The sequence below is a fragment of the Gemmobacter aquaticus genome (genome assembly GCF_007859075.1).
GTDB classification, from domain to species: Bacteria; Pseudomonadota; Alphaproteobacteria; order Rhodobacterales; family Rhodobacteraceae; genus Gemmobacter; species Gemmobacter aquaticus.
Map to the genome: position 1 here is coordinate 1 of NZ_VOAK01000004.1, position 26,819 is coordinate 26,819.

The window sequence follows — 26,819 nt, forward strand, 5'->3', positions numbered from 1 at the left end:
ATGCTCGGCACCGGCATGCCGGCAATCGAAAGGAACTGGTCATGGGGCATCACAGGACTGGGCATGCGAAAGCCCTCCTCTTCATTGGGTATGTCGATGTGGGGAAAGTCGTCAGCTGCCGGCGCGGGAAGAGGCGGGGGCAGGGCGGGCGCGGGTCAGGCGTCGAAAGGTTGGGGCGCCGCAAACTCGGCGGGCAGGGGCGCCGGAACATGGTCCGGCGCATAGTCCGGCAGCGTCAGAAGCCGGAGGAACTGCTTGCGGAACGCCCGCAGCAGCGCGCGCGACCGCTCGGCCCGCGGCCCCGGACCCGGCACAGTCCAGAACAGGCGCTCACGCAGCAAGCCGAGCGCGAGCCGGTTGTAGCGACCGCCGTCATCCGTCAGCAGCAGCGCCTCGAAATTGAGCGCGACACCGCGAAAGCGCAGATCCGCAGGCGTCTCCGTCCAGGCGAGGATCACCGCCTCTGCCGCCGCCATGGCCGCCTCCCGCGCCAGCTCAGCCTCGGAAAGCCAGGCATCAAACGCAGGATCGCCATCCGGCAGCCCCACCACGTCCCGCTCCGCCGCACAGAGTTCACCAAGGCGCGCGAGGAGGACGGTGAAGGCGGCTTCGGCAGGGCTGTGCCCTTCCGAAACAAAGATCGAGATGCTATCTCCGAAATTAGTCATGCCGGTCTCCCTGTAGATTGGCGTGATAGACCGGGGTGAGAGTTGCAGCTCTTGCCCCGGTTGCCCCAATGTAGTTTAATGCCATTACGATGTCAACATCATAATGGTAAATTGCAGATGGCACCCCCCAAGAAAGATACAGAAGCGCTTACACTGAGGCTATCGCGCGACCTCATAGATGCAATCGATCAGCGGCGCCGCGAGGCCGCCGACTTGCCCACTAGACCTGAAATGATACGCCGAGCGCTCGTCGAATGGCTCAAACTGACGAAGAAAGGCTGAACCCAGCAGCTCGGTGAGCATGCCATTGGCTCCGCTCGGAGTGAAGTGACGGGTCACATCTCTGGTCGAAGATCAAGCTTCGGAGACAGCCAGGAAGTCTGCTGGCTGCGACGAACCCGAACGTCGATGCGGGCCCTGAGCGGCCGGTCAGCAGCCCGAAGTGCTGGATGGCCGCATTCTGCAAAGCTGTCATCCAGGCGCAGTGCGGCGCGCGGTCGGGCTCGATCATTATCCTGCCACTCTACGTCTAGCCGCTATTCACTCCCCTGTCAGACCCCACACAAACCAGCTAACAAGTATCTGTTCAGGCACGGGAAGGGCATGGAATGCGCAAGGCTGTTGTGCTGGGGGGATACGGGCTGATCGGTGCAGCCTGTATGCGGGCTCTGGCTGCGGATGGCTTTGCCGTTAGCGGCATCGGACGGTCGCGACGCTCGGCGCTTGCTTCGAACCCGGAAGCTAACTGGGTGATCCGCGACATTCCCCTGATCGACGTTGCCGAATGGAAAGAGCTGCTTGCCGATGCGGATGTTGTCGTGAATGCCGCAGGCGCCTTGCAAGACGGCGGGCGCGACGATCTGGAGGCGATCCATGTCACAGTGTTGTCCCGGCTTGTTGAGGCGACAAGGGACTTGCCGATGCGCATCGTGCAGATCTCGGCGGCAGGGGTTAGTCCCGGGGCATCTACGGAATTCTTCCGATCCAAAGCCCGTGGCGATGCGATTCTGTCGGAGGGCGCGCAGAACTGGGTGATCCTTCGGCCGGTGCTGGTTCTCTCGCCTGAGGCCTATGGCGGCACGGCGCTGCTGCGAGGAGTGGCGGGTCTGCCGTTGATCCTGCCGCGCGTTCTGCCCGAGGCGCAGGTGCAGACTGTCCATATCGACGATCTTGCCGCGGCCGTCGTCGCGGCGGCGAGAGGGGAGGTGCCGTCCGGCCTTGTCGCCGATCTTTGCGAGCCGGATGAGCAGAGTTTCGCAATGCTCCTTGACCGGATCAGACTTTGGCAAGGTTTCCCGGCACCGTGTTTCCGCCCGGCATTCCCCGATGCGATGCTGCGTTTGGTTGGATGGTGTGCCGATGTCCTGGGGCATCTGGGGTGGCGCTCGCCGCTGCGCAGTACAGCCCTGCGAGCGCTGTCGGACGGGGTCCGGGGTGATCCTGCCGCTTGGCATGGGGCTGGGGGTAAGCCCTGCCGGCCTCTTGCGGCGACATTGGAAAGCCTGCCTGCAAACCGCCAAGAGAGGCTCTTCGCCCGGTTCTATTTCCTTTTGCCGCTGGCCATTGCCATGCTGGCCCTGTTCTGGTGCGCCTCGGGGGCGATCACCTTGATAGACCCGGCCCGCGCCATGATGATCCTTGGGGGGCGAGATATCCAGGCATGGATCGCGGTACCGACGGTGCTCGGCGGGGCGCTGGCCGATATCCTGCTTGGGGTGATGATCCTGTGGCGCCCGAGCGCAAGGATGGCGGCGATTGGGATGATCGGGCTGTCGGTGGTCTATCTTATCGGTAGCCTGATGGTGGCACCCGATCTCTGGCTGGACCCGCTGGGACCGATGGTGAAGGTGATCCCCAGCGTGGTGCTGGCGGCCATGGTCGCGCTTACGCTGGAGGAGCGATGAGCTATTACGAGATCCTGCGCTTCCTGCACGTGATCGGGGCGACGGTGCTTCTGGGCACTGGCGCGGGCATCGCATTTTTCATGGTCATCTCGAACCGCTCGGGCGATCCGCGCCTGATCGCGCATGTTGCAGGCATCGTGGTTCTGGCCGACACGGTCTTTACCGCGACCGCCGCGACCATCCAACCGATTACCGGCTATCTGCTGGCGCGTGATGTGGGCTGGCCGTTGCTGTCCGGCTGGGTTTCATTGTCGCTGACCCTCTATGTCTTTGTTGGGCTGTTCTGGCTACCCGTGGTCTGGATGCAGATCCGTCTGCGCGATATGGCGCGCCTCGCCGCCGCGCAGCGCGAGCCACTGCCAGAGGCCTATCACCGGCTTTATCGCTGGTGGTTGACCTTCGGCTTTCCGGCCTTCGCCGCAGTGCTGGCAATCATCTGGTTGATGCTGACAAAGCCGTCATTCTGATGACGTGAGCGGCCCTTTGCAGTCGGTCGGCCACGCTCCATGCTACACGGCAGCGTCGCCTAAATCTGACATTCGGCTGGCATCGCAGCAAAGCACCGGTAACCACTGCACCGTCCTGATTAGTCAGATGGGGTATTCGGCTTGTGCCCCGTTCACTGCGATGGCGTTCATGCAGGTGCTGCGCTTCGAACTGATGGCAAACGTGGTCTGCGTTGAATCTGCCACAAGTATCAGGGAGGAAGTGTGGGCCATGAAACACTATGACGGGTTGGATGTTTCGGTGAAAGAGACGGCCATCTGCATCGTCGAAGAGAGGGGGCGGATTTGCCGGGAGCCCCGTTACTGAAGTCCTGATCCCAGCGTAACGGCATGCTTGGGAATACTGCGATACTACCCATCAGTCACCAAAATGCTTAGATTTTCTAAGTGTTCATAGTGATATTCTAAATTGAGCTAATCAATCCCTCGCCGTAACCTTCATCAAGGCCGCATGGGAGGCGGCCGCGAGAGGTCGCAGCCGGGCTGCGGACCCTGGGGGAACAAAGGACAGCTACATGCCACAGACCTACGGAGCGATCCGTGGGGCGGAGGCGGACTGTTCCGGTGTGACCCGGGCCGCAATGACGGATGCCAGGTCAAGGATACGAAACATGAACCTTTACACCCTACTGCAAAAGCGCGCCGAGCAGGGGCGGCCCGTCCGCGTCGGGTTGATCGGGGCCGGGAAATTCGGCTCTATGGTGCTGGCACAGGCGCAGCGCATTCACGGGATGCATATGGTCGGCGTGGCCGACCTGAATATCGGCAAGGCGCGCGAGTCGCTGAACCGCGTGGGTTGGCCCGCCGAACGCTACTCGGCCCGCAACTGCGGCGAGGCGTTGAAGCAGGGCACCACCTTTGTCACCGGCAGCGCACAGGATCTGTTCGACTGCGACGAGATCGACTGCATCATCGAGGCGACGGGACACCCGCTGTTCGGCACCCGCCACGCGCTTGGCGCGCTGGACAGCAACAAGCATGTGATCATGGTCAACGTCGAGGCTGACGTGATGGTCGGCCCGCTCCTGGCGCAGATGGCGCGGGAAAAGGGGCTGATCTATTCGATGGCTTACGGCGACCAACCCGCGCTGATCTGCGAACTTGTGGATTGGGCGCGCGCGTCCGGGTTTGAGGTGACGTCAGCGGGCAAAGGCATGAACTTCGAGCCGCGCTATCGCTACTCAACTCCGGATACCGTATGGGGCTTTTTCGGCTGGAGCGAAGAGTTCGTGGCCAAGGGCGACTTCAATCCCAAGATGTATAACTCCTTCACCGATGGCACCAAGGCCGCGATCGAGATGGCGGCTGTTGCCAACGGTACCGGCCTTGATTGCCCCGATGATGGTCTGGCCTTCCCTCCCGCCGGTCTGCACGATCTGGCCCGCGTGTTCCGCCCGGCCGCGGATGGCGGGCGGATGTCGCGCAGCGGTCTGGTCGACATTGCCGCCAGCCAGGAACCCGATGGCCGTGAGGTGGTCAACAACATCAGATATGGTGTGTTCGTCACCTTCAAGGCGCACAATGACTATGCCCGCGAATGCTTCAAACAATATGGACTGCTGACAGATCCGTCGGGTTGGTATGCTTCGATGTGGCGGCCGTTCCATATCATCGGCCTGGAAACCTCGGTCAGTGTATTGTCGGCGGTGCTGCGCAACGAACCCACCGGCACATCCAAGGAATTCCGCGGCGATGCGGTGGCGGTCGCCAAGAAGGATATGCAGCCGGGCGAGATGCTGGACGGTGAGGGTGGTTATGCTGTTTGGGCCAATGCGATCCCAGCCTCGCGAAGCCTCGAACTGCGCGCTCTGCCGATGGGGCTGGCGCATAACGTGAAGCTGAAACGTGCGATCAAGAAGGACCAGATCGTCAGCTATGACGATGTTGAGATGGTCGACGATCTGGATGTGCTGGCGGTGCGACGCAAGATGGAAGACACCTTCCGTCCCGCCTCCATCGTTGCGGCCTGACCGAGGGCGCCATGACCAGCCCCGCCTTTGTTGTCATCGCGGAATTCCGCGTAAAGCCCGACCGCATCGAGGCTTTCCTTGCCGCCGCGCAGGATGATGCCGCCCATTCCGTCGCGGATGAACCGGGCTGCCGTCAGTTCGATGTCATCCGCCCGGATGCCGAAGCCAATGTCGTGGTGTTCTATGAGGTGTATGACAGCCGCGCTGCCTTTGACGCGCATCTGGAGACGCCCCATCTGGCCCGGTTCCGTGCCGCCTTTCCGGCACTGATTACGGAGGAGCGGCCTGTCCGCTTCTTTTCTCGGGTCTGCCCATGACGGAGGGCGCGCGTGTCACCGTCCTTGGCACCGGCATCATGGGGGCGCCGATGGCGGCCCGGCTGGCCGATGCAGGGATGACGGTCACCACATGGAACCGTACGGCCGCCAAGGCTGCCGTTCCGGGCACCATCTCGGCGTCGGACGCGATTGCCGCCGTCCGAGTTGCCGATGTGGTGGTCTGCATGCTTAGTTCCGGTCCGGTCTGCGATGCGGTCCTGCTGGGGAATGCGGGCGTCATCGCCGCCATGCAATCAGGCGCGGTTCTGGTGGTGATGAGCTCGATCCCCGTCGAAACCGCCCGCGCCCAGGCCGAAGCAGCCCGTGCCTGCGGCGTCGATTACGTCGATGCTCCGGTTTCGGGCGGCGAGGCGGGGGCCAAGGCCGGAACCCTGTCGATCATGGCGGGGGGCGATACGGCGGTGGTGGAACGCTTGATGCCGGTGTTCACGGCCTTGGGGCGCCCCACCCATGTCGGCCCGGTCGGCTGCGGACAATTGGCCAAGCTGGCCAATCAGTTGATTGTGGCCACCACAATCTGCGCCGTGGCCGAGGCTTTGACCCTGGCTGCCGCAGGCGGTGCCGATCCGGGCAAAGTGCGGGAGGCACTTCTGGGCGGATTTGCAGATTCAACCATCCTTAAACTGCATGGTTTGCGGATGGTTGAGCGACGGTTTGCGCCGGGTGGTCCGGCGCGATATCAGCTGAAGGACACGTCAACCGCCCTGGGCCTTGCCCGGGATCTGGGATTGACGCTGCCCGTCGCTGCGCAGGTCGATCAGCTCTTCGGGGCCATGGTCGAATACGGGGATGGCGACCTGGATCACAGCGCCGTCATCCTGGAGCTTGCCCGGCTCAACCAGCGCGTTGAGGAGCGCGCCTGAGCCGGAACGACAACGAAATCAAGGGAGGATGAAATGAATCAATATTCCATGCGCGGCCTGATCGCAGCAGCTGCAATGATAACAACCAGCCTTGTTGGCAGCCTTGTGGTTGCCGAGACACTGACCCTGTCCACCCCCGATCCGGACAATTCCGAAATCACCGTGGCAGCCAACCACTTTGCCGAACTGGTGGCGGAAAAAACGGGGGGCGAACTGGAGATCAAAGTATTCCCGAACGGCACGCTTTATGGTGGCGACCCCTCGGGCGCGGTCAAGCAGCTGGCGGGAGGATCGATGGACATGCTGGTGCTTGCAACCTCGCTCTATGCCAACTTCAACCCGAAATTCTCGGCCATCTCGGTGCCTTACCTGTTCGACGATACCGAACAACTGCGTAGCTATCTGGCGGGTGAGCCGGGGCAGGAACTGATCGCCGATCTGGATGGCATCGGGGTGAAGGGGCTGTCACTGTGGCCGCGTCCGTTCCGGCAGATGACCAACTCCAAGCTGGCGATCGAGAAGCCTGCCGACCTTCAGGGCCTGAAGTTCCGCGTGCCGAACAACCCCCTTTGGGTGGAATTCTTCGGCAAGATGGGCGCCGCCCCCACCCCGATGGCTTTTGCCGAGGTGTATAACGCCCTGCAACTGAAGGTGGTCGATGGTCAAGAAAACCCGATCAATGTTCCCCTCAGCGCAAAGTTCTACGAGGTACAAAGCCACGTCTCGATCACCAACCACATGGCCGACGGCTGGGTGGTGGGGATCAACCCGGCCAGATTCGCCGGTCTGAGCGAGGCACACCAGAAGGCGCTGACCGAAGCTGCGGTCGAGACCGAAGCGTGGAAGGCCGAGAATGATGCGGCGTCGGCCGAGGCGACCATTGCCGAACTGGAGAAGAACGGCATGAAGGTGAACCGCCTGACGCCCGAACAGCAGGCAGCCTTCGTTGCGGTGTCGAAAGAGCTTTACGGCGTCTTTGCCGGGCTGGTGAAGGATCAGGAATTCTTTGACAAGACGGTTGCCTTCGTCGGCAAGCAGTAAATCCTGCCATGGGGGCGGCCCCGGATGGTCCGCCCCTGTGCCTGCCGGAAAGGGAATGCCATGAAACCCCACGATACGATCTTGGACCGGATCGCTCGCCTGTTCACCGATGTGGCCGCCGGGCTAGCTGCCTTTGCCATCCTCGTGGTCGTCCTTTTGCAGGTCAGCAGCCGCCTTCTGGGCCACCCTGTCCCCTGGACCGAGGAAGCCACGCGCTATCTGTTCGTCTGGATGATCTTCTTAGGCCTTGCGGGAGGCTTCCGCAACGCCGAGGCCGCGCGCGTCACCGTGATGATTTCGGCGCTGCCCGAGGTTCTGCGGCGGCTGGCACTGGGGGTCTATGTGCTATCCTCGGTGCTGTTCTTCGCGCTGATGGGCTGGACCGGCCTTGGCCTTGTGCGCCTGCAGTTCATGATGAACGAGACCGCCGCCACGCTGATCGTTCCCATGTGGGTGATGGGCACCATCATGCCACTAAGTGCGGCACTGGCGATCCTGTGCGTCTTTCTGTCGCTGCGCACACACCGCGACGTGATCTCCCCCTCTTATCCCGTGGCCGCGCCGCATGAGGCGCCAGAGCCTTGGAGCCCTAAATGAGCCTGACCCTTCTTGCCTTGTTCCTGATCCTGGGGGCCATCGGTGTGCCGCTGGCGGCCGCCCTTGGTCTGGCCAGCGTGGCGGCAATCGTACTCTACACCTCGACACCCATCGACCTGCTGGCGCAAAGCATGTTCTCCGCCATGAACTCGTTCCTTCTGGTGGCGGTGCCGCTGTTCATCCTTGTCGGTGTTCTGATGGAGCGCGGGAAGGTTGCCGAAAAGCTGTTCGACTTTGCCGAGGCGATGGTGGGCTGGCTGCCCGGCGGTCTGGGCCACGTGAACGTCGCCTCCTCGGTGATCTTCGGCGGCGTTTCGGGATCGTCGGTCGCCGACATCGCCTCCATCGGGGCCATCGAGATCAAGGCGATGGAGCGACATGGTTTCCCCAAGGGCTACGCAGTGGGAATGACGCTTTGCACATCCACGCTGTCGTCAATCATCCCGCCGTCGATCCTGATCGTGATCGCCGGGTCCATCGCCAGTGCCTCGATCGGGACGCTTCTGGTGGCGGGGCTGGTGCCGGGGCTGTTCATCGCCTTCCTGTTCATGGTGTTCAACCACTTCTACGCCGTGCATTATGGCTTCAACCCACCCACGCCGATCAACCTTCGCCGCATCGTCACCACCGGTCTGGCTGCCATCCTGCCGATGTTGACGCCGGTAATCATGCTGATCGGGATCGTCGACGGCTTCTTTACACCGACCGAGGCTGCTGGGATTGCGGTGCTGTATACCCTGTTCCTGTCGGTGATCCTGTATCGCACGATCCGGCCCGGCGAACTGCCGGGCATCTTCATCGAAACCGCCCGCACCTCCGGCACCATCCTGTTCATCGCAGCCACGGCCAAGCTGGCGGCATGGGTTTTTACCTATGACGGGCTGCCTACCCAGGTGGCGGAGTTTCTGGGCGCGATTGCCACAGGGCCGACGATGGTCCTTCTGTTGATCTTCTTCTTCCTGATCATCGTCGGCATGTTCATGGATGCGATTGCCGCCATGTTCATCCTGATCCCGGTGCTGCTGCCGCCTGCCGTCTCGCTGGGTGTGGATCCGATCCACTTCCTGATCGTGCTGGTCATCACCCTGACCCTCGGCCTGATCACGCCGCCCGTCGGTATCTGCCTGTTTGCCGTGGCACAGGTGGCGAAAATGCCCATCGAGCAAGTGATCCGCGGATCTCTGGTCCCCATGACCATCCTTGTGCTGGCCATCCTTGCGCTGGTGCTGTTCCCCGTGCTGACGCTAGGCCCGGTGCGCCTGCTGGGGATGTATTGATGCCTAGCCGCTGCGTTCTGGTGATGGGGGTGGCAGGCAGTGGGAAGTCTGCGGTGGCCGGGCGTTTGGCGCAGGCAATCGGCGGCAGCTTTGTCGAGGCGGATGACCATCACCCCGCTGCCAACGTCGCCCGGATGGCGGCGGGCCTACCGCTGACCGACGAAATGCGCTGGCCATGGTTGGAAGCCGTGGCCAGCGCTGCCCTTGCCGCCCCGCCGGGTCCTGTGGTGGTGGCCTGCTCGGCCCTGCGTCGCAGCTACCGCGACCTGCTGCGCGAAAGGCTTGGCGCCCTGCCTATCCTGCACCTGCACGGCACCTCCGCGTTGCTTGCCGAACGACTGCAATCCCGCCAGGGCCATTTCGCCGGGGTGGGTCTGCTGGACAGCCAGCTCGCCACACTGGAGCCGCCCGGTGTGGATGAAAAGGCGTTGGTTCTGGACATTGCCTTGCACCCTGACACGCTTTGCCATCTGGCCCATTCGCATCTGCAAACACTCGCCACGGCAGGGCAGGCGATGCTATGACCAAGGGCAGGCGGCCCGAGGATGATCAGCGAAACCCGGCGTCCGCCGTTCAGGAAGCGCGCGCCATGCAACTGCCGATCAAGGCGATCTGGGTCTTTCACACCGCCGCCCGCGCTGGCAGCGTTGCCCGTGCCGCCGAACAACTCAGCGTCACGCCCTCCGCCGTCAGCCAGCAGATTCAGGCGCTTGAGGTGCAGCTGGGTGTCACATTGGTCAACCGCGTCGGCCGAGGCCTTGCTCTGACCGAGGCAGGAGAGCGGTATTTCGCCATGATCGGCGATGAGCTGGAGCGGGTGGCCGAGGCCACCAGCATCATCCGCGGCCAGCGCGCGATCACCAGCCTGAAGGTGCGGGCGACGCCTACCCTTTCGAACAAATGGCTGCTGCCCCGGCTGGGCCGCTTCCTTGACACCCATCCCGAACTGGAGGTGCGGCTGGACGGGACTAACGAGCCCACCGATTTCAACCGCGAACTGGTCGATGTCGAGATCCGCCACGGCGATGGCCGTTGGCCCGGCCTGTTCGTCGAGGGGCTGGGGCCGGAGAACTTCGTGCCGGTCTGTGCCCCGTCACTGGCCGCCCCGGCCAGCCTGACGCCTGAGCAGGTGATGCAGTTCCGCCTGATCCGGTCCGTCAAGTCACAGGCGCAATGGCCGCGCTGGCTGTCGGACGCCGGGGTGCAGCATGATTTCGACTGGAAGGCAGTGCTGTTCGACCGCAGTCACATGGCCATCGACGCCGCCTGCGACGGCATGGGCATCGCGCTGGAAAGCAACCTAATGATGTGGCGCGAACTGCGCGACGGCCTGCTGGTGAACCCGGTCCGGGGCGCGCCCGGCATCCGGCTGACGACACAGTGGATCGTCTGCCCCACCGACCATCTACGGCTGAAACGGGTGCGCGTCTTCTTGGACTGGTTGCGCGAGGAATACCGTCGCTGGTCCGAGACCGAAGCAATCCTGCCCTGAGACGAACATCCTCAGCGTCCTGCGATGGTGGGGCGGATCGGCACGCAGGGACGCTCCGTGATCGAAACCGGCAAGGCGGTCTGGATGCGGAACGGCGGTCCGCCCGAAGAGTGCCCACGAAGCTACGGCGGGGTTTTTTACCGGTAGGATGTTCGGGTGCCTACGGCGGCCTGCGTGTCGATGATGCTATCGAGGAGGCATTGCTGCGGGTGGTCGAACCCGGAGCTATCGCTGCCGCCACGGAGGCCGAGGCGCAGGCTGCCAGCCGCCGAGATCAAGTTCGCGAAGCCCTGATGCGCGATCTCGAGGCTACCCGCTACCATGCCGATCGGGCATTCCGGTAATACGATGCCGCCGATCCTGCGAACAGGCTGGTGGCCGGAGAGTTGGAGACGCGGTGGAACCGTGCCCTCACGCAAGCTGCAACGGTCGAGGCCAGGATTGCGGAGCACGATGCCGCCGCCCCAGGATCATCTTCCCTGGCGGCACTCGACACCACCAAAATTGGGACGAACCTACGGGCGGTCTGGGCTGCACCGACGACGGATGCCCGGCTCAAGAAGCGAATCGTCCGCACCGTTATCCAGGAGGTGGTTGCCGATCTCGACGACACAGCCTCCGAGATCGTTCTGCTGGTCCACTGGATCGGCGGTGCGCATACAGAGCTTCGCCTGACGAAGCGACGCCGGGGTCAGCGTAACAGCACCGCTTCCGAGACCATCGCCGCGGTGCGCCAGCTGGTGCTCATTGCCTCCGACGATCTGATTGCCGGCATCCTCAACCGAAACGGCCTGCTGACAGGCCATGGCAACCGCTGGACACGCGAGCGGGTCACGTCCCTCCGCTCGCATCACAAGATCCCGGTCTTCCGCCCGGCTCCCGATGGTATCGAACCGTGGCTCAATCTAACCGACGCTGCGCGCCTGCTCGGCGTATCGGCGAAGAACTTGAGGATCGCGGCCGAGACCCGAGTGGTCAAAGGCGATCATCCCCTTCCTGACGGACCGTGGCTCTTCAGTCGGTCCGAACTTGCCCCACCACAGGCACAACACGTCGCTTTCGAGGCCAAGCAAAGGGCAAAACACCCCGCAGGACCGTATCCCGACCAGAAGAGCCTATTCCCCTCAACAACACAGAGAGATGGGTGTTATGCAGCAGCGTTGTAGTTGCGGCGCCATTTCTCGATGAGGATTTGGGCTTTGCGCAAGGAGTAGAAGACTTCGCTGTCGAGGAGCTCATCGCGGGAGCGGGCGTTGAAGCTTTCGCAGTAGCCATTCTCCCAGGGTGAGCCGGGCTCGAAGAAGGCAGTCCTTGAACTGATGGGGTGGATAGCGGAACACGGGGACACTGGCCACGATGAGAGCAGGGCAGCGGCTGATGTAAGTGCCGATCCAGGGGGAGGGACCTTTGATCGGCGCGATATGATCGACGCACCCGGCCCTATGCGGACACTCGCCGGTCTGACTTGCTGCAGAGCAGCGGCTGGCGAAGCGGCCGCTGATCCTCAGCGCAGCATTTCCTTCCAACGACGGTAGAAGGGTGCCTCACTCCGCTTATTCAGTTTGACGCTTCAAGAGCCACGGTTGCATCGAAGCACTCGGGCCGACTAGTATCTTACCGCCAGTTGAACTGCTGCGAGGGACCATGAGCGACGATGTATTGATCAAGAGTATTCTGGGTAAGAATAAGCCCCGCTATGGTGCCAACCTCAGCGATGCCGATGCGTTCGAATATTTTTGCGCCGAGACGGTACTGAGGAGGTTTGCGCTGACATTCGACCAGATCGACAAGGGCGTGGTCGACGGGAAGAACGACGGCGGCATAGACAGCGTGTATTTCTTCGTAAACCGCTCGCTGATCGAGATCGACACCGAGATGGACACGTTTAAGTCGCCAGTGATCGTCGACCTGTTCATCATCCAGTCGAAGATCGAAGGCGGATTCTCCGAGACCGCCATGACGAAGCTGCTGACCTCAGTTCCGGAGTTGATCAGGCTCGATGCCGACACCGCGACGCTTGCAACGCTGTACAACAGCAACGTCCTCGAAATCTTCGAGAAGTATCGCGACGGCCTGCGCGAACTCGCCGCTCAGTTCCCTACGGTCAACGTGCACGTCATTTACGCCACCTTGGCGGCTGTCGGTAATGCCAAGGTCGATGCCATGAGATCGGGCTTGAGCAATGCGATTGCAAATCGATTCCCGAAATCGACCTGCAACGTCGAGCTCTGGAACGCGGCCAAGCTCTACGAAGAAGCGCAGAAGCAGAATGTTCTGGTCAAGCAACTCCCGTTCGTGAAGTCGGCCATCTCGCATGGCAAGGGTTACGTGCTGCTGTCGAAGCTCAAGGACTACTACGAATTCATCACGGATGACGGGCAGATAATTGACGCCCTTTTTGAGTTCAATGTCCGCGACTACCAGACCAGCGCTTCGGTCAACAAGGATATTGCAGCAACGTTGCAAGCTGCCGAGGACGAGGCGGATTTCTGGTGGCTGAACAACGGCGTCACGATCCTAGCCGAGGAAGCTCAGTCTCAAGACAACAAGCTCACAGTCAAGAACCCGCTGGTGGTGAATGGCTTGCAAACCTCGCATGAGATCCACCGCTTCTTTTCTGGAGGTGGTGTCGATGCGAAGGAGCGTTCCGTCCAGGTTCGGGTGCTCGAGATCGACGACGAGGCTCGTCGCGACCGCGTAATCAAGGCGACAAATTCTCAGACCAGCATCAAGCCGGCATCGCTGTATGCGACGGAACCATTCCAGCGCAAGATCGAGGATTACCTAGTCCAGCTCGAGATGTTCTACGATCGGCGCAAGGATTATTGGCGAAACAAGGGCAAGCCTTCGGACAAGATCATCGGCATCGAGCGATTGGCGCAGGCAGTCATCGCCATCGGCTTGGAGCGACCTCATGACGCGCGCGCACGTCCGACGACGATCATGAAGGACGATGCCATGTACCAGTCGCTATTCTCCGAGATGACCGATCTCAAGATCTATGAGGTGTGCGCCGGCCTCTATTTCGCCGTCGACGCATATTTCCGGAAGGAAAGTGCCAACATCGACTCAAAGTATCGGAACAACCTTCGCTACCATATGATGATGCAGCTGGCTTGGAAGCTTAACGGTTCGCGTCCGGTTCACACTGCGGCATTGCGAGGCCTGAAGGTGGCCAATCTGACAGATGCTGACATTAAGACCGTGCTCGACCATACGATAGAGATCTTCGATGCTGAGGGCGCGCGGGACAAGGTCGCCAAGGGTGAGGCGTTCACCAGCACATTGAAGCAGAAATCTCTCGTTGTCAGCTCCACTCTGGCCACGCCGACCACCATGGCATCCGTAGCCGCTGCTGCACCGGTGCCGGCGGCTATCGCCGCGCCAGTACCCGGGGGCCACTGATCGTTTGTTCGCGGCTGAACGTTGACGAACCCCGCAGCAGGGCTGGAAGTCAGCGGTGAACCATGCATAATGAAACGAAACATAAACGACCTTCGGGTATGATGCATGCTAGTGTAACGGGGGTCAGATGACCGAAACCGGCAAGACGACATTCTACGAGTTCTTCGCTGGTGGGGGCATGGCACGCGCAGGCCTCGGCTCCAGTTGGCGGTGTGTCTTCGCGAACGACTTCGATTTCAAGAAGGGCGTCGCGTATCAGACCAACTGGGACAAGGACGGCCAGACCGTTCTGAAGGTCGGCGACATACGAAAAGTTGAAACCATCGAACTGCCGGGAGCGGCTGATCTCGCATGGGCATCATTTCCATGCCAGGATCTCTCTCTTGCTGGTGGTGGCGCAGGCCTGCGCGGCGAGCGTTCGGGCACGTTCTATCCGTTCTGGGACATTGTGAAGCTGCTGATCGCGGAGGGACGTGCCCCACGAGTCGTCGCACTTGAGAACGTCACCGGCACGCTGACCAGCCATGGCGGCAAGGACTTCGAGGCAATTTGCCAGACCTTCGCCGAGAACGGGTACAAGTACGGCGCACTGGTGATCGACGCAGCGCTCTTTGTTCCGCATTCCCGGCCGCGATTGTTCGTGGTTGGTGTGCGCGATGACATCCACGTCGAGGGCGCCATGGTGTCCCCAGGTCCCATCGAGCCGTTCCACACTCGTGGTCTGCAGGCGGCCTATGATCGCATCAACGACGATGCCAAGGCTAAATGGCTGTGGTGGAATATGCCGACGCCGCCCCACCGGAATACCGTCTTCGCCGATCTGATTGAGGACGAGCCGGACAGCGTGAATTGGCACACCGCAGCCGAGACGGCTAAGCTGCTCGGGCAGATGTCGCCTATCAATTTGGCAAAGGTCGAAGCCGCCAAGCGCGCTGGCCGTCGTATGGTTGGCGCCGTCTACAAGCGCACCCGCATCGAGGAAGGGGTGAAACACCAGCGCGCAGAGGTGAGGTTCGACGACCTTGCCGGTTGCCTTCGTACGCCAGCGGGTGGTTCGTCGCGCCAGGTGATCGTCGTCGTCGACGGCAACCGCATCCGCTCGCGCCTGATCTCGTCGCGAGAGACTGCGCGTCTCATGGGCCTCAGCGAAGACTACATCCTGCCGAAAAACTACAACGAGGCTTACCACCTCACCGGTGACGGCGTGGTCGTGCCGGTGGTTCGGCATTTGGCCCAACACGTCATTGAGCCGTTGCTCGAGCGCCTGATGGCGAAGGACGCCGCTGCGGCATGAGCGTCGTACCTTGCGAGCAGAATGCTGGTCTGCGCGATCAAATCGAGAAGTTCGCAGAGGTGCTCAAAACCCAAGCCCATCTTCTTGGTGATCATGGCCTCGACGAGAGAGAGTTCTACAACTCCGGCCTGTTCAGAGGCACGATCGAACGAATCCGCGGGCAGTACTCGGCGACGCTTCGGCCGAAGCGCGAATTCGTGCAGCACGTCCTCAATCACATGGAGGACGCCAAGTTCATAGAAGGTTGGGACCTGACCGAGGCCGCCGAGCGCAGCGACTACTGGGTGCGGCTACCCCAAGGTCGAAATGCCGTCATCGCATTAACGGGTGCCATGGACGGCAACAATGTCACGCTGTTCGAACGCCCGGACACGGCCGACGAATTTATCATCTGGTCCATCATGACCAACGCTGCAGGTGACCCGCGACGCAACGCATGGTCTGGCATCCACACACGGCTATCGGCCGAGATGATCGCTCGCGACCAGCAGATCGACGGCGTGATTGTCTGGGATATGGTGTGCAGCACGGTTGGGCGACCATGCCCCAAGATTGTAAATGAAGACGGGCATAGGCTGACTGACGTTGGCCCGTTCCGGGTGCCGCCGCCGTGCATTTACATGTTCCCCGCTATTGTGCCTGGCAGCGCCGTGACCAAGGCGGTGGCGCAGCAGATTGGTGACGTGACGCTGCTGCAGGCGTTCTATGCCTGTTTCCGCGGACGCGAAGACGAGGTCAATTATGTGGACTTCGAGATCCAACTCGTCGGCGTAGAGACGTTGCGAATGACCACGATCAGGCGAGGCGGTATAGTCCAGGTCGAATCGGAGATGACGCCGATCCGGAGGGGCTGAATGGCGGGAGAGAACAAGCCGGACGATATCAACGTCCCGCCATTCGAGACAGAAGACCTACGACGAAACCTCGTTACCTTCCTCGACAGCGATTTTTTCGATCCAATTGTAGGCGGGAAACGTCGCGTCGGCAATTTCCGCTGGGGCGTCTATATTTTCTACGACTATGATGGAGAGCCGATCTACGTCGGACAGACCAACGAAATGCTCCGCACACGCATCCGGCGGCATCTCACGAACCAGCGCACCGACGCGGTGGCGATGAGCGTGCTCGACCCATTCGAGGTCTACGAGATCGAGGTTTTTCCACTGCCTCAGTTCCAAGCCATCAGCAGTGCCGCTGATCGCGCTGCCGCCCGTGCGTATCTCAATGCTCTGGAGCACGCGGTCTACGGCAAGGCCATCGCTGGAAGCCAGTTCAAGGCAATTCTCAACGAGAAGGATCCGCCAGCGCCTGTAGCCAACATCGAGATCCCGCCATCGTTTCGCATGTGCGTTGTCTCGGACGAGGTCGCTAAGATCCGTTCACACCCCGACTTCCGAATTGCCCGCCGGTCGCTTATCATTTCCCGTCTTGCGCAGGTGATATCGGAGCGCAAGGTTCAGGGTGGCTTGAGACGCGTCCTGTTGACCCAAGCCAAACGCCTGCAGTGGCTCGCCGATCGGCGCTACCAGGCTCTCGGCGGTGCCGCGTCCGTCGAGACCGAGACTGGCGATGAAAGCGACAACGACTGATCCTGTCCGTAGCGCGACGATGCGGGCGGTCAAGTCCAAGGACACGACGCCCGAGATGAAAGTGCGCCGGTTGGTCCATGGTCTCGGCTGTCGGTACCGGCTCCATCGCAAGGATCTCCCGGGAAAGCCTGATCTGGTGTTCGGCAGCCGTCGCAAGGTTATCATGGTCAACGGTTGTTTTTGGCACGGCCACGATTGCGCCCGTGGCGCTCGACAGCCCAAATCCAATAGCGACTACTGGAAGCCGAAGATTGGCCGCAACGTCGCGCGCGATGCCACCAACTTGGCCGCCCTACAAGATGCCGGATGGGATGTGCTTACCATCTGGGAGTGCGAGACCAAGGCCGCTGACAGGCCTGCTCTCGAGAAGCGGCTGCGCGAGTTTCTCACGGCGGCCTAATCGCCTTGGTCGACGTTTCCTGGCGGCCGGCCCAGAGCAGTCGTTCTTCCTAGCAGGTACCTCGCTCGCCGCGCGCTGCATGAGCGACCGCTTTGCCAATGTCGCCGCGTTTATCATGCTGCACCGCCGTCCGGCCGCTCACTGCCCTTAGCGTCACGCATACCCGTTGTTGTCGCGCATCAATCTCCTGATACGATTTCTGCAAGCCTGCGGGTATCTTGAATGCTGATTTCTCCATATCGAAGCGCGCAGATCCCATCGGACACAAACTCTCCCAATGCTTGGTTGACGGTTTGGCGCGACATGCAGCTGGTCAGCGCAAGTTCGTCTTGCGAAATCGGAATGCTGACCGAGACCGGCGGCGGCTGGCGCACTCGACGTCCCGCGAACGTCAGGAGGCGGGAACACATCCGTTTTCTCGGGTTTTGTATCAGCAGATCAAGGCCATGCAGCATGTGCTCTTCCGTGTTGTTGGCCATCAGGTCAAACAGAGACGTCGCTACCTGAGGCAGGTTCTTCAACTCCTCGACCACGGCAGTGAAGGATACTGCGACAAGGGTGCTGCTCTTGCGCGCCAAGACACTTCCAAGTCGGGGACGCTGGCTCAGGGCGGCCGGCTCGCCAAACCATTGACCCGGATGATTGACCTGCCCGTGGACAGCGCCAACCAGAGGATGAACGCCTGATGTGATCAGGACACCTGCAGCAACAAAGAAGAAGTCGTCGGCCTTGTCTCCGACATGGAAGAGTTACTCATTGAAGACCCTTGGCGATAGATGTTCGCCCGCCACCGTACATTGGAAGCCTCACTGCGCATCTGACACCACAAGTATCGTTAAATTTTGTAGGGAAAAGGGGGGCGTCAGCCCCCCAGTATCAGATCAGGCAAGAAGGTGACGAAGCCGGGGAAGATCGCCAAGAAGATTACAAAGCCCATCATGATCAAGAGATAGGGAAATGTAACTTTCGCGATATAGCCCGTGCTGCGCCCCGTGATGTTCTGGATAACCGCGAAGTTGAAGGCGACGGGCGGCGTGATCTGAGCCATCTCGACGACCAGTACCATGAAGATGCCGAACCAGACCTTGTCGAACCCGGCCGCCTCGACGATCGGCAGCACGACGGGCAGCGTTGTCGCGATCATCGAGAACCCCTCAAGAGCGGTACCAAGGATCAGATAGAGCAGCATCAGCGCAATGATCAGCGCGACAGGCGAAAGGTTCCAGTCCGACACAATGCCGGCCACGGCATCCGGAACGCCCAGCACCGCCGTCACGTTACCCAGAACCGAGGCGCCAAAGATGATGATCCCCATCACCGAGCAGGTCTGGACGGTGCCCAGCAGAACGTCGCGGATGATCTGGCGGTTCAATGCCTTCTGGCTTGCCGCGACAATGAAGGCGCCGACAACACCGAGGGCCGCAGCCTCGGACGGCGTGGCGAGGCCGCCATACATGGAGCCCAGTACGCAGACGATCAGAAAGAGCGCCGGCCAAAGATCGCCAAGGGCGGCAAAGCGTTGTGCGAGTGGCATATGGCGCAGTGCCCGCTCGCTTTCCGGCACCAGATCACGGCGGATCGTGGTGTGGATCATGATCCAAGCACTGAAGACACCAGCCAGCATCACCCCAGGCAAGAAGCCTGCCGTGAACAGCCGCAGGACCGACTCTTCCGCCAGCACGCCATAGATGATCATCACGGTCGAGGGCGGGATGAGAAAGCCCAGTGTGCCGGCGCCCGCGAGGCTGCCAATGGCGACATCCGGCGAGTAACCCCGGCGCAGCAACTCTTTGAGGGTCATGCGCCCCACAACCTGGGTCGTCGCCGCCGAAGAGCCCGAAATCGCGGCGAATATCGAACAGCCAATGACGTTGACATGCAGAAGGCGACCCGGAATCAAACCTGCCCAGGGGGCAAGCCCATTGAAAAGCGCAGCAGAAAGCTTGGTGCGGAACAGGAATTCGCCCATCAGCACAAAAAGCGGCAGAGCGACCAGATCGGGCGTGGTCAGGATGTTGAAGGCATACTGGCCCAACAACCTTTCCATAGGTAGCGATGTGAACATGAGGCCAAGCAAGACCGCCACCGCCAGAAGGGCGACGCCGATCCACACTCCGACCGAGAGGAATGCAAAGAGAAGGCCGAACAGGCCACCAAAGATCGCGGACATGTCAGGCTCCGATCAAAACGAGGGAAGGGACGGGCGATGTGGGAGCAAGGCTAGGTCTGGCCAGCACATGCACATCACCCTTCGATTGCGGTTGCGGCGCCAAGTTCCGGACGTTCGGCCGGCTGCCGAAGCAGATTGGCAAGCATGCGTACGACCATCTGCAAGGCCAGAAGGCACGCTCCTAGGGCAAGACCCGCCTGTGGTACCCAAAGCGGCGTAAGGCTGTCCTGCGACACCTCGCCATGTCCATAGGTGCGAATTGTCAGGCTGATCATTGCCACCGCGAGGTAGATCGTGGTGGCTGCCCCGGCAACGCTCGAGAGCGTGTCGAACAGGGCGTGAAAGCGCCCGCCCCAGGCCCGCAGAAGAAGTTCGACGCGGATTTGCTGCCCGGCTCGCAGCGTCATGCCCGCGCCAAGCATGAAGGCGCCACCCATCAGATATGCGCTGTACTCCCATGCGATCCCGATGCCCGATGGCATCAACGGAATGATCCTTGCCAGCATGGCGACGGCAATCTCTGCAAGGATAAGTCCTGTCAGCAAGATCACGCAGAGCGCGGCGAGATAGCCGGCCAGAAGGGACAGACCGTCCGCAATGCCTTCCAGCATTGCGAACAGGCCATTCTTGCGGGACCCTTCCGAAGTTTGAGGTCCGCCGGTCATCTTATTTGGCCGCCTTGAAGGCTTCGACGATCGGGGCGGCCGCAGGGACACGCGTTACGAAGTCGGCTTGCAACGGCATGGCCCGTTCGACCATCGCGGCACGGAGCGTTTCGGGGATTTCGACCACGGTCATTCCCTGGTCGGCCATAGCCTTGATGCTGGCGACGTCACCATCGCGCGAGACATCCCAGAACTCGGGCTCAAGCCGCGCGGCGGTCTCTTCGATGGCCTTTTGCTGCTCGGAGGTCAGCGTGTTCCAAACATCTAGGTTCACGGTCACCATGTTCGACCCCCAAGTGTGGTTGGTCGGGTAGATGTAGTCCATGAACTCCCAGAATTTTCCGTCGACGCCAGAGGTCGCGGATGTGGCCACACCCTTGACACGACCCGACGCCAGCGCCGGGATCAACTCACCCCAGGGCATCGCCACGCCAGCCATGCCCATGGCAGTGACTACGTCCACGGTGTTCTTGTCCGCCCCGCGCACAGGGATGCCCTTGAGGTCTTCGATATCGTCGGCGAGCACGTTCAGATAAAGGTACTGCGCGGGCGAAGGTACCACATAGAGGATCTTCTGGTTGTTCTTGGCGGCAAGCTCTTCATAGACCGGCCGAACGAAGCCGTGATACTTCTTCAGCTCATCCATCGATGACACGAGGAAGGGAATACCTTCGACGCCGAACAAAGGGTCGACCCCGACCTGTTGGCTGATGTTGATATCGGCCATTTCGACCAGACCGTCGCGCACTGCCGTCAGCTGATCTGGGCCCTTGAAGCCCATCGATCCGCCGGCCTTGACTGCGATCACAACCTCGCCATTGGTTGCAGCCTTAACTTCTTCGGCAAAGCGCATGGCATTTGCGACCATAAAGTTCGACTCCGGCAACACATCCGAGAGGTTGAGCGTGGTCTGGGCCATCACGGGCACCGCGGAGAGCGTCGCGACAGACATCGCGGCACCGACCAGGACAGCGTTGAGACGTTGGTGGATTGCACAGAGCATTTCTGTTCCTTTCCCATTGGTTGATTGTGGCAAGGGGTTATGTGTCCCCTGTCTTTTTTGCGCCGGGATCTCAGGCCGAACCGCCGAGGAGAACCCGCAGGAATTTCAGCCTGCCGTCATACTGCTGTTTCAGACTACGCAGCACCTACACCCACGGACAAACAGCAGTTACGTCTGATGTAATCGGCAATTCTTATGGATTGCGGCAGATAGCCGCCCGTAGGCGGCTTACTTGTTCCCGGTCAGGATAACGTCGTCACCAACGCGTTTGGCCGTGCGCAGACCTCCAGGGACCTGCAAGGTCGGGAGCAGTTCGATCAGGCCGATGTTCACGTATTGCGGCGCCCCGATCGCATATTCGACAGCATCAGCGATATCAGAGGTTTGCGGCATTTCGAAACCGTCGAAGTACTTGCGCTTGGCTTCGGCTGGATCGATCTTTTCGACATGAGCGAAGATGTCGGTCTCTACCCGGCCGGGGCTGATCTCGGTCACGCGCACCCTACGTCCAAAGGCATCGACGCGCAGCTGCCGTGATACTGTGTGCATGGCAGCCTTGGTGGCGTGATAGGCGATATGCCCCCCGAATTCATAGTGACCGGCCATCGACGTGATGTTGACGATATGGCCGCGATCGCGCTGCATCATGCCGGGAAGCACAAGGCGTGACAGGTGCAGGGCCGCCCGCAGGTTCACATCGATCTGTTCGTCAATGTCGAAGGCGTCGGACGTAAGCAGGCTGCCGGGTCGTGACACACCCGCATTGTTGACAAGGACGTCAATCTCCAGATCGGCCAGCAAGGCCGTCACGGCGCCGGTATCGGTCACGTCGATGGCATGGGGCACCGCGCCACAAGCCGCCTGCAGCTCGGCGAGTTTTGACGCGTTTCGTGCCAGTGCGTGGACCGTCAATCCCTTGGCACAGAGCCGTTCGGCGATGGCTCGTCCCATGCCACCGGATGCGCCGGTGACAAGTGCATTCCGGTAATCGGCGAATGCCATGTGTCTAATCCTTTTTGTCTGGCTTGCAGTCGCGTGTCAGATGTGACGCGAAATCGGTGTCGGAGAGATGCCCTCGGCGATGAGGGCAGCCTTAAGCTGCTGTGCCAGGGTCAATGCCCCGGCAGTATCGGAATGGATGAGGACTGACTGCACCGGCATCGCGATGTCGGGGCCGTCAAGCGTCTCGATGCGCGCATCTCGCAGTACACGCAGGACGCGCGCGATCACCGCGCCGACGTCATGGATCACGGCACCAGGCTGTCCACGCGGGGCAAGCTGGCCATTCGAGAGGTAGCCACGGTCCGCAAGAAACAAGCGCACCACGCGGCCGCCACGGTCCTTGACCGCACGCTCCAGCGCACTGCCGGGGAGAACCAGAAAGGCAAGCGACGGATCAAACGCCATGGTTGCTGATGCGACTGCCTCGGCGGTTGCAGGGTCGCTGCTGGCAAGGTTGCCCAGGGCGCCGTGCGGGTTCATGTGGGTGATGCGATGGCCGGCCCGGCGGGCAAGACCCTCAAGCGCCCCAAGTTGATAAAGGACATGCGCCTCGATCTCGGCCATCGGCATGTCGATCTTGCGTCTGCCGAAACCCATCCGGTCTGGAAAGCTGACATGGGCCCCCAGATCGACGCCATGATCGCGAGCGAGCCGGATGGTTCGGTCCATGATCAGGGGATCGCCCGCGTGATACCCGCAAGCGACATTTGCCGAAGTGACATGCGCCATCAGTGCGGCATCATCGGCAATCACATAGGGCCCGAAGCCTTCACCCATGTCGGAGTTGATATCAATGTTCATAGCGTGTTCCGGATTTGGAGGACGGGATCGCCATGACCAAGCAAGGTATCCTCATCAGGCCCGAGGTCGACCAATTCGCCATCCGCTGGCGCGGCGACTGGCCAAAGCACCAGGGCGTGCTGCACATACCCCAGGATCTCACCCGCCATGACGCTGTCGCCGACCGAGAGGGGGGAGAGCCCGTCTCCCAGTCCACGTCTTTGCCAAAAGCCGATGGCCGGGCTGCGGGCGACGTCAACAGCGGTGGGGGGGATCGGGGCGCCTTCCGCGCGAACAGGAAGGGGTGCAAGTCCGAATTCGAGCAGATCGGACCCCGATGTGACCCGAAGTTCGGTGGTACCGGTCGCGCGCATCGCGTCGAGCAGCCGGTCAAGATCGGTGTGCGACAGCATGATCCCCCCATTTCTCATGTAGTTCAGAGGCGTGTCTTAGTGCCGTCCGCAGGTTGTCGATCTCGTTATCTGCCTTACGCTCGGCTTCTGCGGCCTGAGCCAGGTCAACCCGGACGAAGCGCAGACGATCACCGGGTCGGGCCTGTGCGACGCGCCATAGATCAGCCTCGATGACAGCTGCGATCTTCGGGTATCCGCCCATGGTCGCGCTGTCAGCCAGCTGGATGATTGGCTGCCCCCCGCCTGGCACTTGCACGATGCCGGGCACAATGCCGTGCGAGCGCAGCTCGCCGGTCGTTGCCCGCTCCAGCGTCGGCCCTGAAAGCCGATACCCCATGCGGTTCACTTCCCGGCTAACCTCCCATTCTGAAGACCAGAATTCGGTGCGGGAGGCTTCGGTAAAGCCCGGCTCTTCCGCAGAGGGCAGGGCGCGCAGCTGGATTGCGGTTTCACCGATTTCTCGCAGTGGTGGAATAACAATGCTCAACCCTGCCGCTGGCAGGGCGAGGGCATCTCTGCGGGCTCCGCACAGGATATCGCCCGGAGCCAGTACCCGCCCGTCATATCCACCAAATGCCTCACGCAACTGGGTGCTGTGCGAGCCGAGTACCTTCGGCACGTCCATACCGCCGGGAAGCGCCAGATAGACCAGTGCGCCCGTCGTCATGCTGCCAAGCTCCAGCAGCGCATCCTCTTCGGCAAACCCGACCCAGACCGCGGGCAGAGGGCGGCCCGAAAGGCGTGCGCAACAGGCGGCACCCACCAGGGCAAAGGCTGTACGCTTCGTGAAGCGGAGCCGCGCCGGTGTCAGTGGGATCTCCAGCGCGGGCGCGTTTGGCGCGTTGCCAAGCAGAAGATTTGAGATGGCGAGTGCGCGCCGGTCCATCGCTCCGGCACGGCCAAGCCCCTGCGACCAGTAGCCTTCGCGCCCAAGATCCTGCACGGTCGCCAGCGGCGGTATTGCGAGAATTTCGATCATGCCAAGACCTCGACAGGACGGAACCGGATGCGATCACCCGGCTTCAGCAGGGCAGCCGGTTGCCGGCCAGGGTCGAAAAAGACCACATCTGCCTTTCCAATGGTGTTCCAGCCACTCGGCCCCGCCGAGGCGGAAACCCCAGTCTGCAAACCCGCGAGTGACAACGACCCCCCCGGCAGCCTTGTCAGCGGCACCTTGCGCCGCGGCGTCTGCAACCGGGGGTCCAGACCGCCCAGATAGCAATAGCCGGCGTGGCTGCCGACGGCATAGACAGTGTACTCGGGCGCGGTGTGAAGGTTGATCACCTTGTCAATCGATAGGTCGGTCATCGCGGCAACCTCGGCCAGATGCGGCCCGCCTGCACCGCCGAATGTGACGTCGACCAGCAGAAGTTGCCCGTCGATCTCTTGCCGCCGACCCGAATGCCAGAGAGCGGCCAGCGCTTGCCAGAGGCGGTTCAGATCTGTCGGCACCTGATCAAGAAGCAGAGTCAGGTTGGTCATTCCCGGTACAGCCTCACGAACCCCTGTCCATGTTGCTGCTTCGGTCGCCATGGCCCAGAACCTTTGCTGATGATCCAGATCAAAGGGGCAATTCGCCTCGAACAGAACTGCTCTGCTGCCGATGATTGAAAGCCTGGTGTCAGACATCCTGCGCCTCGCGTGCTTTCAGCCAGTGTTCCAGATGGTGAATGCTGACACCGCCGCCGACGAAGCCATGTTCGGCAAGCATCTGACGATGCAGGGGGATGTTGGTCTTGATCCCTTCCACACACAATTCCTGTAGCGCTGTTCGAAGCCGCGAAAGTGCCTCGGCCCGTGTCGCGCCATGGGCGATGACCTTTGCGATCATCGAGTCGTAGTGCGGAGGGATGGTGTAGCCCGGCACAACATGGCTGTCGACGCGGATGCCCGGCCCACCCGGCAGGTGGAGCGCGGTGATCTGGCCCGGATGCGGGGCAAAGTTCTCCGGGTCTTCAGCATTGATCCGGCACTCGATCGCGTGACCCGCGAGGCCGACTTCAGATTGGAGCAGGGCGAGCGATGCCCCGCGCGCGACGTCAATCTGCAAGGCGACAATGTCGAGCCCTGTCACCAGCTCGGTGACAGGGTGTTCGACCTGAATGCGGGTGTTCATCTCGATGAAATAGAACTGGCCGTCTTCGTAGAGAAATTCGAAGGTGCCCGCCCCCACATAGCCGATCTCGCGGCAGGCAGCCGCGCAGCGTTCACCCACCGCCGCAATCAATGCGCGATCGATACCGGGGGCTGGGGCTTCCTCGATCAGTTTCTGGTGGCGGCGCTGCATCGAGCAGTCCCGGTCGCCCAGCCACAGTGCATTCCCATGGCTGTCGGCGATGATCTGGATTTCGACGTGCCGCGGGCGTTCCAGGAACTTTTCCATGTAGATGTCGGGATTGCCGAAAAAGCGGGATGCCTCTTGCCGGGTCAGCAGAAAGGCCTCGTCCAGATCTGTCCTCTGACGCACGACCCGCATCCCGCGCCCGCCGCCACCGCCTGCGGCCTTCAGTATCACCGGATACCCGATCGCCTCGGCCGCATTGGCAACGGCCTGTGGATCGTCGGGCAAGACCGAGTCTGGCCCCGGCACGCAAGGAACCCCCGCGCGGAGCAACGCCTTCTTTGCCTCGACCTTGTCACCCATCTTGCGCATTACATCCGCGCGCGGGCCGATAAGACGCAATCCGGCCTCGGCCACCGCGGCCGCGAACTCTGCGCGCTCGGACAGGAAACCATAGCCTGGGTGGATCAGATCTGCTCCGGTTGCCTTTGCTGCGGCAAGGATTGCTGGGATGTGGAGATAGCTTGCCTGCGCTGGGGCAGGGCCGATGCAGAGGGCGCTATCCGCAAGTGCAAGCCAGGGAGCACCACGGTCTGCCTCGGAGTGAACGCAGATTGCGCGCAGGCCAAGCCTACGACAGGCACGGATGATCCGCAGTGCAATCTCGCCGCGGTTGGCGATCAGGACAGTTTCTTGTATCATGCGCGCATCCTGAAAAGCGGCGTTCCGGCCTCGACCATTGTGCCGTCGCCGACTAGGACTGCATCGATCACGCCCGCTTCGGCGGCGGTAACAGATGTCATCACCTTCATCGCCTCAATCAGGCAAAGAGTCTGCCCGGCTGCCACGGTCATGCCGGGTTCGGCAAATGGGGCGGCGCCGGGGGCCGACGCCAACTGGCAGAGACCTGCAAGTGGCGCATCGATGGTTGTTGCCTTTGGAGCAGGGACGCGTTGGTGTGATGCCAAGGGTATGTCCTGGGTCGCGCATGGCGCTGCGTTAATCGCGTCTTCCCCGGTTCCGCGCACCAGCGAGAGCCGGAAGGTGTCGGTGGCAACGGCGAAGGTGCTCAGGCCCCGCGCTGCCGCCCATTCTAGTCTCGCTATGATCTGATCAACATCGATGGTCATACCGGCATGGATCCCACTTTCATCCTGACCT

The 26,819-nt window shown here is 61.6% G+C and carries 30 protein-coding genes and 2 pseudogenes; 18 read left to right on the forward strand and 14 right to left on the reverse strand.

What is annotated here, in order from left to right:
• Positions 1–155: 155 nt before the first annotated feature.
• Entirely contained in the window at positions 156–668 is a 513-nt protein-coding gene (locus tag FQU74_RS01070) for a hypothetical protein (protein ID WP_146284540.1), read from the reverse strand.
• Between the two features lie 117 nt (positions 669–785).
• On the opposite strand from FQU74_RS01070, the gene FQU74_RS01075 reads away from it, so the two are divergent.
• The 13 genes from FQU74_RS01075 (at position 786) to FQU74_RS01130 (ending at position 11,822) form a co-directional block, all read left to right on the forward strand.
• Entirely contained in the window at positions 786–950 is a 165-nt protein-coding gene (locus FQU74_RS01075; protein WP_146284542.1) for a ribbon-helix-helix protein, CopG family, read from the forward strand.
• A gap of 326 nt (positions 951–1,276) precedes the next feature.
• A complete protein-coding gene (locus tag FQU74_RS01080) occupies positions 1,277–2,572 on the forward strand; it encodes an SDR family oxidoreductase (RefSeq protein WP_146284544.1) in 1,296 nt (431 codons plus the stop codon).
• Positions 2,569–3,039, forward strand: coding sequence for a DUF2269 family protein (locus FQU74_RS01085; RefSeq protein ID WP_146284546.1), 471 nt, complete (start codon positions 2,569–2,571; stop codon positions 3,037–3,039). Before FQU74_RS01080 ends, FQU74_RS01085 begins: the two co-directional genes overlap by 4 nt.
• A gap of 169 nt (positions 3,040–3,208) precedes the next feature.
• A complete protein-coding gene (locus tag FQU74_RS19195) occupies positions 3,209–3,385 on the forward strand; it encodes a hypothetical protein (RefSeq protein WP_158635499.1) in 177 nt (58 codons plus the stop codon).
• Positions 3,386–3,689: 304 nt separating this feature from the next.
• Positions 3,690–5,048: an NAD(P)H-dependent oxidoreductase gene (locus FQU74_RS01090; protein ID WP_146284548.1), complete on the forward strand. Its 1,359-nt coding sequence runs from the start codon at positions 3,690–3,692 to the stop codon at positions 5,046–5,048.
• Between the two features lie 11 nt (positions 5,049–5,059).
• Positions 5,060–5,365 (forward strand): putative quinol monooxygenase, encoded by a 306-nt coding sequence (locus FQU74_RS01095; protein ID WP_146284550.1) that lies wholly within the window; start codon positions 5,060–5,062, stop codon positions 5,363–5,365.
• Complete coding sequence (locus tag FQU74_RS01100; RefSeq protein ID WP_146284552.1) at positions 5,362–6,249, forward strand: NAD(P)-dependent oxidoreductase; 888 nt, start codon at positions 5,362–5,364, stop codon at positions 6,247–6,249. The genes FQU74_RS01095 and FQU74_RS01100 overlap by 4 nt, the downstream gene beginning before the upstream one ends.
• A gap of 33 nt (positions 6,250–6,282) precedes the next feature.
• Positions 6,283–7,290, forward strand: coding sequence for a DctP family TRAP transporter solute-binding subunit (locus FQU74_RS01105; protein ID WP_146284554.1), 1,008 nt, complete (start codon positions 6,283–6,285; stop codon positions 7,288–7,290).
• A gap of 60 nt (positions 7,291–7,350) precedes the next feature.
• A complete protein-coding gene (locus FQU74_RS01110) occupies positions 7,351–7,887 on the forward strand; it encodes a TRAP transporter small permease (protein WP_146284556.1) in 537 nt (178 codons plus the stop codon).
• Positions 7,884–9,164 (forward strand): TRAP transporter large permease, encoded by a 1,281-nt coding sequence (locus FQU74_RS01115; protein ID WP_146284558.1) that lies wholly within the window; start codon positions 7,884–7,886, stop codon positions 9,162–9,164. The genes FQU74_RS01110 and FQU74_RS01115 overlap by 4 nt, the downstream gene beginning before the upstream one ends.
• Positions 9,164–9,688 (forward strand): gluconokinase, encoded by a 525-nt coding sequence (locus FQU74_RS01120; RefSeq protein ID WP_146284560.1) that lies wholly within the window; start codon positions 9,164–9,166, stop codon positions 9,686–9,688. The genes FQU74_RS01115 and FQU74_RS01120 overlap by 1 nt, the downstream gene beginning before the upstream one ends.
• A complete protein-coding gene (locus tag FQU74_RS01125) occupies positions 9,685–10,656 on the forward strand; it encodes a LysR substrate-binding domain-containing protein (protein ID WP_229704475.1) in 972 nt (323 codons plus the stop codon). Before FQU74_RS01120 ends, FQU74_RS01125 begins: the two co-directional genes overlap by 4 nt.
• A gap of 374 nt (positions 10,657–11,030) precedes the next feature.
• On the forward strand, positions 11,031–11,822 hold the full coding sequence (locus tag FQU74_RS01130; protein ID WP_229704476.1) for a hypothetical protein: 792 nt from the start codon (positions 11,031–11,033) through the stop codon (positions 11,820–11,822).
• Here the strand turns inward: FQU74_RS01130 and FQU74_RS01135 are convergent.
• Positions 11,816–11,968: pseudogene (locus tag FQU74_RS01135) on the reverse strand (integrase core domain-containing protein); the annotation flags it as partial. The gene FQU74_RS01130 and the pseudogene FQU74_RS01135 sit on opposite strands and share 7 nt — an antisense overlap.
• A gap of 332 nt (positions 11,969–12,300) precedes the next feature.
• On the opposite strand from FQU74_RS01135, the gene FQU74_RS01140 reads away from it, so the two are divergent.
• The 5 genes from FQU74_RS01140 (at position 12,301) to FQU74_RS01160 (ending at position 17,344) form a co-directional block, all read left to right on the forward strand.
• On the forward strand, positions 12,301–14,061 hold the full coding sequence (locus FQU74_RS01140; protein WP_146284566.1) for an AIPR family protein: 1,761 nt from the start codon (positions 12,301–12,303) through the stop codon (positions 14,059–14,061).
• A gap of 127 nt (positions 14,062–14,188) precedes the next feature.
• Positions 14,189–15,355: a DNA cytosine methyltransferase gene (locus tag FQU74_RS01145; protein WP_146284567.1), complete on the forward strand. Its 1,167-nt coding sequence runs from the start codon at positions 14,189–14,191 to the stop codon at positions 15,353–15,355.
• Positions 15,352–16,209 (forward strand): hypothetical protein, encoded by an 858-nt coding sequence (locus FQU74_RS01150; RefSeq protein ID WP_146284569.1) that lies wholly within the window; start codon positions 15,352–15,354, stop codon positions 16,207–16,209. Before FQU74_RS01145 ends, FQU74_RS01150 begins: the two co-directional genes overlap by 4 nt.
• A complete protein-coding gene (locus FQU74_RS01155) occupies positions 16,210–16,944 on the forward strand; it encodes a GIY-YIG nuclease family protein (protein WP_146284571.1) in 735 nt (244 codons plus the stop codon). It begins immediately after the preceding gene.
• Complete coding sequence (locus tag FQU74_RS01160) at positions 16,925–17,344, forward strand: very short patch repair endonuclease (protein WP_146284573.1); 420 nt, start codon at positions 16,925–16,927, stop codon at positions 17,342–17,344. Before FQU74_RS01155 ends, FQU74_RS01160 begins: the two co-directional genes overlap by 20 nt.
• A 179-nt stretch (positions 17,345–17,523) precedes the next feature.
• Here the strand turns inward: FQU74_RS01160 and FQU74_RS01165 are convergent, their stop codons facing one another.
• The 12 genes and pseudogenes from FQU74_RS01165 to FQU74_RS01215 all read right to left on the reverse strand — a co-directional run bounded on the left by FQU74_RS01165 (position 17,524) and on the right by FQU74_RS01215 (position 26,788).
• The gene (locus FQU74_RS01165; RefSeq protein WP_308423089.1) at positions 17,524–17,823 is read right to left on the reverse strand and encodes a helix-turn-helix domain-containing protein; all 300 of its coding nucleotides are present in this window, start codon (positions 17,821–17,823) and stop codon (positions 17,524–17,526) included.
• Between the two features lie 63 nt (positions 17,824–17,886).
• Positions 17,887–18,081, reverse strand: a pseudogene (locus FQU74_RS19750) (hypothetical protein); the annotation flags it as partial.
• 125 nt (positions 18,082–18,206) lie between these two features.
• Positions 18,207–19,514, reverse strand: a complete 1,308-nt coding sequence (locus tag FQU74_RS01170; protein WP_146284576.1) for a TRAP transporter large permease — start codon at positions 19,512–19,514, stop codon at positions 18,207–18,209.
• A 74-nt stretch (positions 19,515–19,588) separates the two neighbouring features.
• Complete coding sequence (locus FQU74_RS01175; protein WP_229704477.1) at positions 19,589–20,125, reverse strand: TRAP transporter small permease subunit; 537 nt, start codon at positions 20,123–20,125, stop codon at positions 19,589–19,591.
• Positions 20,126–20,180: 55 nt separating this feature from the next.
• Positions 20,181–21,098, reverse strand: coding sequence for a TRAP transporter substrate-binding protein (locus FQU74_RS01180; protein WP_229704478.1), 918 nt, complete (start codon positions 21,096–21,098; stop codon positions 20,181–20,183).
• A 312-nt stretch (positions 21,099–21,410) separates the two neighbouring features.
• A complete protein-coding gene (locus FQU74_RS01185) occupies positions 21,411–22,184 on the reverse strand; it encodes an SDR family oxidoreductase (RefSeq protein ID WP_146284583.1) in 774 nt (257 codons plus the stop codon).
• Positions 22,185–22,220: 36 nt separating this feature from the next.
• Positions 22,221–22,985 (reverse strand): LamB/YcsF family protein, encoded by a 765-nt coding sequence (locus FQU74_RS01190; RefSeq protein ID WP_146284585.1) that lies wholly within the window; start codon positions 22,983–22,985, stop codon positions 22,221–22,223.
• Positions 22,982–23,377 (reverse strand): hypothetical protein, encoded by a 396-nt coding sequence (locus tag FQU74_RS01195; RefSeq protein ID WP_146284587.1) that lies wholly within the window; start codon positions 23,375–23,377, stop codon positions 22,982–22,984. Before FQU74_RS01195 ends, FQU74_RS01190 begins: the two co-directional genes overlap by 4 nt.
• Positions 23,355–24,356, reverse strand: coding sequence for a 5-oxoprolinase subunit C family protein (locus tag FQU74_RS01200; protein ID WP_146284589.1), 1,002 nt, complete (start codon positions 24,354–24,356; stop codon positions 23,355–23,357). The genes FQU74_RS01195 and FQU74_RS01200 overlap by 23 nt, the downstream gene beginning before the upstream one ends.
• Positions 24,353–25,006, reverse strand: coding sequence for a 5-oxoprolinase subunit PxpB (gene pxpB, locus FQU74_RS01205; RefSeq protein ID WP_146284591.1), 654 nt, complete (start codon positions 25,004–25,006; stop codon positions 24,353–24,355). Before pxpB ends, FQU74_RS01200 begins: the two co-directional genes overlap by 4 nt.
• Entirely contained in the window at positions 24,999–26,360 is a 1,362-nt protein-coding gene (gene accC / locus FQU74_RS01210; RefSeq protein ID WP_146284593.1) for an acetyl-CoA carboxylase biotin carboxylase subunit, read from the reverse strand. Before accC ends, pxpB begins: the two co-directional genes overlap by 8 nt.
• Positions 26,357–26,788, reverse strand: coding sequence for an acetyl-CoA carboxylase biotin carboxyl carrier protein (locus FQU74_RS01215; protein WP_158635500.1), 432 nt, complete (start codon positions 26,786–26,788; stop codon positions 26,357–26,359). The genes accC and FQU74_RS01215 overlap by 4 nt, the downstream gene beginning before the upstream one ends.
• Between the last annotated feature and the right edge of the window lie 31 nt (positions 26,789–26,819).